This window comes from Finegoldia sp. (assembly GCF_046991905.1).
Taxonomy (GTDB): Bacteria; Bacillota; Clostridia; order Tissierellales; family Peptoniphilaceae; genus Finegoldia.
Genome location: NZ_JBKWZF010000063.1, coordinates 1 through 7,704 on the forward strand (window position 1 = coordinate 1; position 7,704 = coordinate 7,704).

The window sequence follows — 7,704 nt, forward strand, 5'->3', positions numbered from 1 at the left end:
CAAGATGGCAGAAAAAGGAATAGCATGTAATGTACATTATAAACCATTGCCTATGCTTACTGCTTATAAAAATTTAGGGTTTGATATTGAAAATTATCCAAATGCTTATGATCAATATAAAAATCAAATTACATTACCTTTATATACAAAACTTGTAATGGATGATATTGATTATATTCTCAGGGCATTTGAAGATAGTATTAAGGAGACGTTATGATAAAAGTAGGCGATTCTGCAGTAATTACAAATACAGTTACAGAAGATAAAATTATATTGTTTGCTCAGGCATCTGGTGACCATAATCCTCTTCACTTGAATGAGGATTACGCAAATAAAAGTATTTTTAGAAAAAGAGTCGCCCATGGAATGCTTTCTGCTTCATTTATCTCTGCTGTTTTAGGAACCACATTACCAGGGGAGGGGTCGATTTATTTAAGCCAAACATTGAAGTTTATCAAACCAGTGTATATAAACGATACTATTACAACTGAGGTGAGTGTTGTTTCAATATCGAACAATATTGCTTTATTACATACGACATGTAAGAATCAAGAAATGCAAATTGTAACAAAAGGTGAGGCAAAAGTACTGCTTCCCAATAAAGGATAACGAATTATGTACAGAAAGTATATTAAACGAATATTGGATTTAGGTTTAGCTTTATTATTAGTAGTTCCTGTATGTCTCATATCATTCGTGATTGGCTGTTTCATTAAACTAGAGGATAGCGGCCCTGTATTCTATAAAGGAGCAAGACTCGGTAAAAACAGAAAACCATATAAAATGTATAAATTAAGGTCGATGAAGATCAACGCGCCTGATATAAGAAATAGCGATGGTTCTACTTATAATTCTATAGATGATCCAAGGCTTTTAAAAATCGGTAATTTTATTCGTAAATCAAGTCTAGATGAATTACCACAAATATTCAATGTCTTAAAAGGGGAAATGAGTTTAATTGGCCCTAGGCCAGATTTGGAGGAACAAGGTTATCTGTATGATGAATTAGGAAAAGATCAAACTAAATTCAGCATCAAACCTGGAGTAACTGGTTATGCACAATGTAAAGGTCGAAATGAAATAAGTTGGGATGAAAAACTAAAGCTCGATCATTACTATGTTGATAATTGTTGTTTTATATTAGATGTTAAGATATTTTTTTTAACAATTTTTAATGTTATAAAGAGAAAGGGGATTAATAAAGATGAGTAAAATAGTAATTGATGAATTTAACTCCACAATCTTTAGTCAAAAAATGGGGAATATTATTTATAAAGATAGAGATAGTCTAAAACAGTGTCTGCAAACACGAGCAGATAAGTTTGATCATCTAAGCGTAAAAGTATGTTGTCATGATATAGAGATATGCAATGATTTAATTAAAAATGGGTTTTATATTGTAGATACGTTAGTTAGTTATAAATTTGATTATGAATCTGATACAATACCTGACGATCAGGAAACTGTTTATAGGGAGTATCCCAAATTGAATGCCCTTGGTGTTTTAATTTTATTGAACTAACTCACTCATTATGGATAAAAGTATATCCTCCACCCCCCACAAATGAAAAATATATAAATAATAAAATTTTCCTCTTCTCAAAAATTCTTTTTTAAGGTATATTGGATATAGTTCCCTTACCCAATGATTTCGTTGGGCTGGTAACTTTGGAATTTAGGGTTATTCCAATTGATGGTGACGTTTCTGCCTGCACACAATGCAGATGGTAACGTCTCTTTTTATTAATCCGGAGATGATTTCTTCAGGAATAATAGTCAGCGATCCAGGATCTGGTGTATTTGTAGCTGTTCGTATCGCAGCCATTCGATCCTCTTTCTTACTGTTTCCTAAGAAACCATAATGTCGAATTTTCATAAAACCTTTTAGTAATACATGAAACATATAACGTCGAAAAAATTCAGTGCCATCCAATGTCATATCTTTCAATTTATTATTGTCTTTATAGTCCTTGAATTTGAAAGTCACTCTGTTGTCTTCATATTTGACAATACGTGCATTGCTGATTGCGATTCTATGAGTATAACGTCCTAGGTATTTTATCACATGCCTTGCACTTTTCAGTGGCTTTTTTTTATACACAACCCATTGCTTTTCATAACATATATCTATGATTTCTTGAAGTTGCTCCTTTTTAGCTAGTTTTAAAGTATCAAATGACTTTTTTAATCGATCAAGATATTTGCCTTGAAATACCTCTGAGAGCACTTTAACAGGCAAGAAAAATTTCTTTTTTGAAGGCTTCCATCGCCCAAGAGAATCCATATCGCCACCTGGAATAATACAATGGATATGAGGGTGAAGACCGACATTCTGTCTCCAAGTATGCAGAACAGAGGTAAATCCAATCTTGGCTCCCAAATATTTTTTATCCGAATATAACGTCTTCAGCGTTTCTGAAGAAGCTTCAAAAAGTATATTGTATATCAATTTAAGATCGATCAATTCCAGAATATTCAAATCTGATAAAATTGTAAAGGAAATAATTCACATTTAAAGTGAATCTGCTTTGCTTGTGGATCCATACCTCACGATCATAAGCCTGGCAGCTGGGGTAGTTTACATTTTTACAGGAATTATAATGTATTTCCGTATGACCACAACATTCACATACATCCTTATTCATTCCAAAGATGCCTGTTTTACATTCTTTGATATCCTTGAGTATTTTCTCTGTTTTTTATTCAGGATTTTAGAATCAATTTTTCCTTCTTCATCAAGTGTTAGAAAAATCTCTTGGATTTTTGTCATATACCTATCTCCAAAGAATGAGATACAGAGGGAGCCACTTCTAAATCTGATGTATCGCATTTAATATAGCGAGCGGTGGATGAAAAACTGTTATGACCGAGTAGTCTCTTTAAAGTAAAGACATTGCAGCCATTACGAAGCATCAGAGTGGCATACGTATCTCTTAGATTATGAAAACGGATTTCATTGGAATAAAAATCAAAACTCTTAAGATATTTTTTGAAAAGATTATTAATATAATTCTGGTTGATATGCTGCTGGGAATTTTTACCGACAATAAAATATCCCTTTGGATCAGTGCGATAGACTTTCCAATATTCTTGAAGAGCTTTATGGAGAATATCTGACATAGGAACTTTTCTCGATTTATTCCAGAGTTTCTAATATACAATGATTTCATTGGTGATTTTGAATCTATATCAGAAATTTTAAGTCTGGCGATTTCACCAACTCTGAGCCCTGCACCCAGACCAAGGAGAATAAAAGCACGAAGCCTAACATCCGAGGTATCAAGCAGAGCGTAAATCTGATTGGCTGAGAATACGTAAATTTCTTTCTGTTGATAGATGATATTGGGAAACTGCCTTCTGGACAGAGGCCGCTCAAGAATGACATCATAAAAGTAGCACTAATCACAGAATTTAAAGATTGAGGGGAGTAGACACCTTTAAGGTGAACAATAAACTCTTGTGCATGAAACACAGTCAATGAAAAAACATCATTGCAGGCGGTATAATCAATGGAATTTGATAAATACCAAGAATACATGTGGATAGTTGAATTTCTCTATCGCAGAGGCATCATAGTGTTCGTTTCCTTCATAGCCCCTTATATCATCGAATCGTCTTTTCAGGTGGTATATCCGCTGATAGCCGATCATACGGGGATCTACCCCATGCATCATAAGGGTATCCTCTATACTGGTTTGAGGATAGGTATGATAGGCTTCATCAATGAAATCAGGATGAATTTTGACTCTTTTGCCTGCCTTTATGAATATCCCACTTTTCAGTGAGATTTTGATCTCTTCATTTGTATTTGGGTGCTGATACTGATTATCTCCCAACACTTTATTAGCAGCTCCTGATGGTTGACCATCTCGCTTGAGATTCCGTTTTAGTCTATATATGTATGTTGTTACCTATCATTTTCAAATCAAAATTGTTTTCAGTAAAAACATTTTTCAAAGATTCACCATTCTTCCATTGTTGCCAAAGTTTTAGACGAAACTCATAAGTTAATGTGTGCCTGTTTTCTCTTACTGCTTTTACATTCGGATTTGCCTGCAGTATCGCCATCTCCTGCTGCACGTATCGTTTTGCCATTGTTTTAGCCCTGTCAGTATCTGAACAGAATAAAACTACCAGTATAACTGGTAGTTTTCTCTGAGCCTATAAGGCTCCTTTCCCTGCTACACCTAAAGGTACGGTGAGAAAGACTTGACGGTTGCACTCTGCTACTTGTACCCCTTAAAGGGGTCCTCTATTTTATTTTTTCACCTGTGAATGGGTCTACAAATTCCTTCATGCTCATTTGATCATACATTTTGTCCTCGTAAATTTGATTCCTTATGTATTCTTCTATTACTTTTTTATTTTTTCCCACTGTATCGACATAGTAGCCCCGACACCAAAATTTACGTTGCCCGTATTTATATTTCAAATTCGCATGTCTCTCGAATATCATCAATGTGCTCTTTCCCTTCAGATATCCCATAAATGACGAGATACTCATTTTGGGTGGAATCTTTACCAACATGTGCACATGATCATTGCATAATTCCGCCTCAATTATCTCAACACCTTTTCGCGCGCATAAATCTCTTAGTATTTTTCCTATATCTTTTTTCAATTTTCCATATATTACTTGCCTTCTATACTTAGGCGCGAAAACGATGTGATAATTGCAATTCCATTTTGTGTGTGCTAAACTTTCTGTATCCATATTTTATGGTACCTCCTTTATTTTGTTGTGACCGCCAAGCCACTTACATTATATCGGAGGTTTTCTTTTTTTTGTTACTTTTCTTATAGCTTAAGCTTTTTAGAACCACCTGTATAACAGGTGGTTTTCTTGTTACAAAAAAAGCACCTATAGTTAGGCGCCAGTACTGTCAACATACTGTCCTCTCTATAGGTACCATTTTAAGGATAAAAACACTATCTACCCCTTCTTTTGTTCATATACTGATTTTAGTGGCTTAGTTTATATATTATATCGACCAACTAAATTTTTAAATAATATCTTTAACAAATCACTATTTCCTTTAAAAAAACTTATTTTAGTTGGAGTTTTCTCTTTACGAGGATACTCTCGGATTACAGGTATTTCACATACATTATATTTTAACTGTGTTGCTCTAGTAGACAAATAAGCCAATAACTCATATGTTATAAATATATCTCTTAATGGCTGAACTCTCTTGTCTTTTAGATAATTAGCTGAATATGCTCTGAAAGCATTTGTTGTATCAGTATAATGATGCTTAGCTGTTATCGATATGATTGGTGCATGAATAAGCCTTACAGACAGATATCTAATTAACGGAGTATTGATAGCACGTCCTCCTTTGATAAATCTAGAACCTTGAATAAAATCGTATCCCTCTTTTAATTTCTCGATAAAACGTGGAATGTCTTCAATTGAATCTTTGTCATTTCCATCTATAGTGATGATACCTTTGTATCCTCTTTCAAGCGCATAATAAATTCCCATTCTTAATTGAGCTCCCTGCTTCCCGATATCATTTTTCACTAACAGGGTATTGACTTCAAGCTCTTTTAGCAAACTTTGCTCCATACTATTATCAGTAGATCCTCCATCACATATTATGATATCTACAGTGGAAGATATATTAAATTTCTTTGCTCTTTTAAGTTCTTTATGAATCCGGCTTCCCTCATTGATGACAGGAATTAAAACACAATAATCATTTTCTTTTTTTCTATATTCATAACAAAAGAAATCTGGTACCCCTTTGATATTTTCATATTTCATATTAACCTCCATTCCGCCACTCTAGCTTGCGGCACAAATAGTAATGATAGTAACGTAAAAAAACGCAGCCCTACCTTCAATGGACAGATTCGTGATTTTAAGCAGTAGCAGAATGATTACAATTGCCACGACATTTGTATAAAAACCGCCAGTAAGTACTGAGCTCCTGTCTTCAATATCCTTAATGACTCCATAAACGGCACAATTGCTAATTCAAAATAGGTCAAAGACAATAAGGATGACACTAAAGACTCCAAATAGATTGGTGACCTTTTTCGACTTGGTTTAGTTCCAGATAGTTATATTCCTTCTATACCAATTCGTATTCTTCGTGAATTTACCTACTCACACTATAAACTAGTTTCTTCGTGGTAGTTTAAAGAAGAATCTGTGCTTTAATCTCTCAATGGCTATATTGCGCAAAAATAACGGAAAGAACGTATTCGCATTGTTAAAGAACACATGAACTACATCAATCCTTGTATTGGTGCATCAGATACTCTTATTGACAGATGGATCAGCCATTTGAGTCACAGATATCTTTGCTTTCTGCTATATCAGCTTTTGACCGTGCTTTTGTAATCACGACCATTTCAGAAATGAGGATTGATATATCACAATCCTCTAATGTAAAGCGCATTTGTTGTTAGAATTGTCTTACTCTCGATAATATTGAATCTGCTGGTATGAAAAAATCTGTTCGTATCACATATGCTGATGTATACCTCAAACCGGTATTAATCCGAGTAGTTCATGCTGCTGTGAAAGTTATAGAACACCCTTACTATAGAGTCAAATACGACCGAACCCTAAAACGTCGTGGTAAAAAATGAGCTATCATTGCAATTTCTAGGATGATTCTTACTGCATTTTACTTCATGTTTAATAATAGTGAAATATTCAATTCTAGTGATTTATAAAAATTGATATAGTACTCAAAAAGACAAGCAAGAGGAACGCGCTATTAAATAAACCTCGAAACTTCTTTTGTTCAAAGGTATTACCTAGTTCAGTACTACCAGTTCCTTGTTAATTTATAACTGCTATTTTCACACCTCTTTTTAGTCCATTTTTTTTACATAAGCTAGTTATTTCTTTCACACTACTCCTCTTGAAATAAACATTTAAACTGTAATAATATTTTCTTGATTAGATTGATATTTTTAAGATTCTCCATTTCTATAGAGACATAGTTTTTATAGTCTTCTTTTTTAAGAATGCACTTTAACTGCTCATGCATTTCAGACCAAACAATTTCTTTTAAATATGGTTCGCTAATATGAATATGGTTAACAAGCTTGAAGTCTATGGAATGTAAATCTTCATTATTTTCGATAATAGTTCCTAAATCCAAATTAACTTTAAATCCTTCAGAATTAACCAGATTAACTAATGCAGTTGCCTCTTCTGTAGTGTTAATAAAATTTGTATTATATATTTTAGGATTTGCCTCTATTGATAAGACTGTATGATGCTTACATGCATAATTTCCAAGTTCTTTAAAGAAGAGAATAGCTTGTTTGAAATTATCAGCATTAGAAATGACTCTATTTCGTGGTGATCCAAAAACAATATTATTTGCTCCTAAATGTTCAGCAAAAATAATTGCTTTCATTGTATATTCTTTTAACTTTTGTCGCTCCTCATCCGATCCAAACAACTTTTCTTTTCGGTTATACCATATAGACTGGATAGAACAAATTTGTAGTGAATATGATTCAGATAGCATTCTTTTAAATTTATCAGCGATTAAAGGTGTATCATAAGGATCAATAAACAACCGTGTTGGTGCAAGCTCAATACCATCGAATTTTAGTTGATGCAGAAATTCATACATTTCTTTATCATATTCTTTATCCCACGCAATGTTTGATATTGATAATTTCATTCTTGCCTCCATTCTCTCGCAATGCGCGAGCACAAATTTTTATGAAACA

At 33.5% G+C, this 7,704-nt stretch carries 12 protein-coding genes and 2 pseudogenes; 4 read left to right on the forward strand and 10 right to left on the reverse strand.

Annotated features, from left to right (window positions below; all coding sequences use genetic code 11):
• The 4 genes from ACLUJM_RS11865 to ACLUJM_RS11880 all read left to right on the forward strand — a co-directional run.
• Positions 1-217: DegT/DnrJ/EryC1/StrS family aminotransferase (locus ACLUJM_RS11865; protein ID WP_412412893.1), on the forward strand; the 217-nt coding region annotated here is incomplete at its 5' end.
• The gene (locus ACLUJM_RS11870) at positions 214-609 is read left to right on the forward strand and encodes a MaoC family dehydratase (protein ID WP_117442117.1); all 396 of its coding nucleotides are present in this window, start codon (positions 214-216) and stop codon (positions 607-609) included. The genes ACLUJM_RS11865 and ACLUJM_RS11870, both read left to right, overlap by 4 nt.
• 6 nt (positions 610-615) lie before the next feature.
• Complete coding sequence (locus ACLUJM_RS11875) at positions 616-1,212, forward strand: sugar transferase (RefSeq protein ID WP_117442116.1); 597 nt, start codon at positions 616-618, stop codon at positions 1,210-1,212.
• Positions 1,205-1,522 (forward strand): hypothetical protein, encoded by a 318-nt coding sequence (locus ACLUJM_RS11880; RefSeq protein WP_412412894.1) that lies wholly within the window; start codon positions 1,205-1,207, stop codon positions 1,520-1,522. Before ACLUJM_RS11875 ends, ACLUJM_RS11880 begins: the two co-directional genes overlap by 8 nt.
• 159 nt (positions 1,523-1,681) lie before the next feature.
• On the opposite strand, the gene ACLUJM_RS11885 is transcribed toward ACLUJM_RS11880, so the two are convergent.
• The 10 genes and pseudogenes from ACLUJM_RS11885 to ACLUJM_RS11930 all read right to left on the reverse strand — a co-directional run bounded on the left by ACLUJM_RS11885 (position 1,682) and on the right by ACLUJM_RS11930 (position 7,655).
• A complete protein-coding gene (locus ACLUJM_RS11885) occupies positions 1,682-2,380 on the reverse strand; it encodes a transposase (RefSeq protein WP_257359553.1) in 699 nt (232 codons plus the stop codon).
• A 70-nt stretch (positions 2,381-2,450) separates the two neighbouring features.
• The gene (locus ACLUJM_RS11890; RefSeq protein WP_117445045.1) at positions 2,451-2,645 is read right to left on the reverse strand and encodes a transposase zinc-binding domain-containing protein; all 195 of its coding nucleotides are present in this window, start codon (positions 2,643-2,645) and stop codon (positions 2,451-2,453) included.
• Positions 2,642-2,770, reverse strand: a complete 129-nt coding sequence (locus ACLUJM_RS11895) for a hypothetical protein (protein WP_257312977.1) — start codon at positions 2,768-2,770, stop codon at positions 2,642-2,644. The genes ACLUJM_RS11890 and ACLUJM_RS11895 overlap by 4 nt, the downstream gene beginning before the upstream one ends.
• Positions 2,767-3,129: pseudogene (locus ACLUJM_RS11900) on the reverse strand (tyrosine-type recombinase/integrase); the annotation flags it as partial. The gene ACLUJM_RS11895 and the pseudogene ACLUJM_RS11900, both read right to left, overlap by 4 nt.
• 56 nt (positions 3,130-3,185) lie before the next feature.
• Positions 3,186-3,380, reverse strand: a pseudogene (locus tag ACLUJM_RS11905) (tyrosine-type recombinase/integrase); the annotation flags it as partial.
• Between the two features lie 126 nt (positions 3,381-3,506).
• A complete protein-coding gene (locus ACLUJM_RS11910) occupies positions 3,507-3,836 on the reverse strand; it encodes a hypothetical protein (protein ID WP_257322044.1) in 330 nt (109 codons plus the stop codon).
• 55 nt (positions 3,837-3,891) lie between these two features.
• A complete protein-coding gene (locus ACLUJM_RS11915; protein WP_117445048.1) occupies positions 3,892-4,095 on the reverse strand; it encodes a hypothetical protein in 204 nt (67 codons plus the stop codon).
• A gap of 157 nt (positions 4,096-4,252) precedes the next feature.
• Positions 4,253-4,714 (reverse strand): IS200/IS605 family transposase, encoded by a 462-nt coding sequence (tnpA, locus tag ACLUJM_RS11920; protein WP_008816099.1) that lies wholly within the window; start codon positions 4,712-4,714, stop codon positions 4,253-4,255.
• A 261-nt stretch (positions 4,715-4,975) separates the two neighbouring features.
• Complete coding sequence (locus tag ACLUJM_RS11925) at positions 4,976-5,767, reverse strand: glycosyltransferase family 2 protein (protein WP_117445049.1); 792 nt, start codon at positions 5,765-5,767, stop codon at positions 4,976-4,978.
• 1,102 nt (positions 5,768-6,869) lie between these two features.
• Positions 6,870-7,655 (reverse strand): sugar phosphate isomerase/epimerase family protein, encoded by a 786-nt coding sequence (locus ACLUJM_RS11930; protein ID WP_117445050.1) that lies wholly within the window; start codon positions 7,653-7,655, stop codon positions 6,870-6,872.
• Positions 7,656-7,704 lie beyond the last annotated feature (49 nt).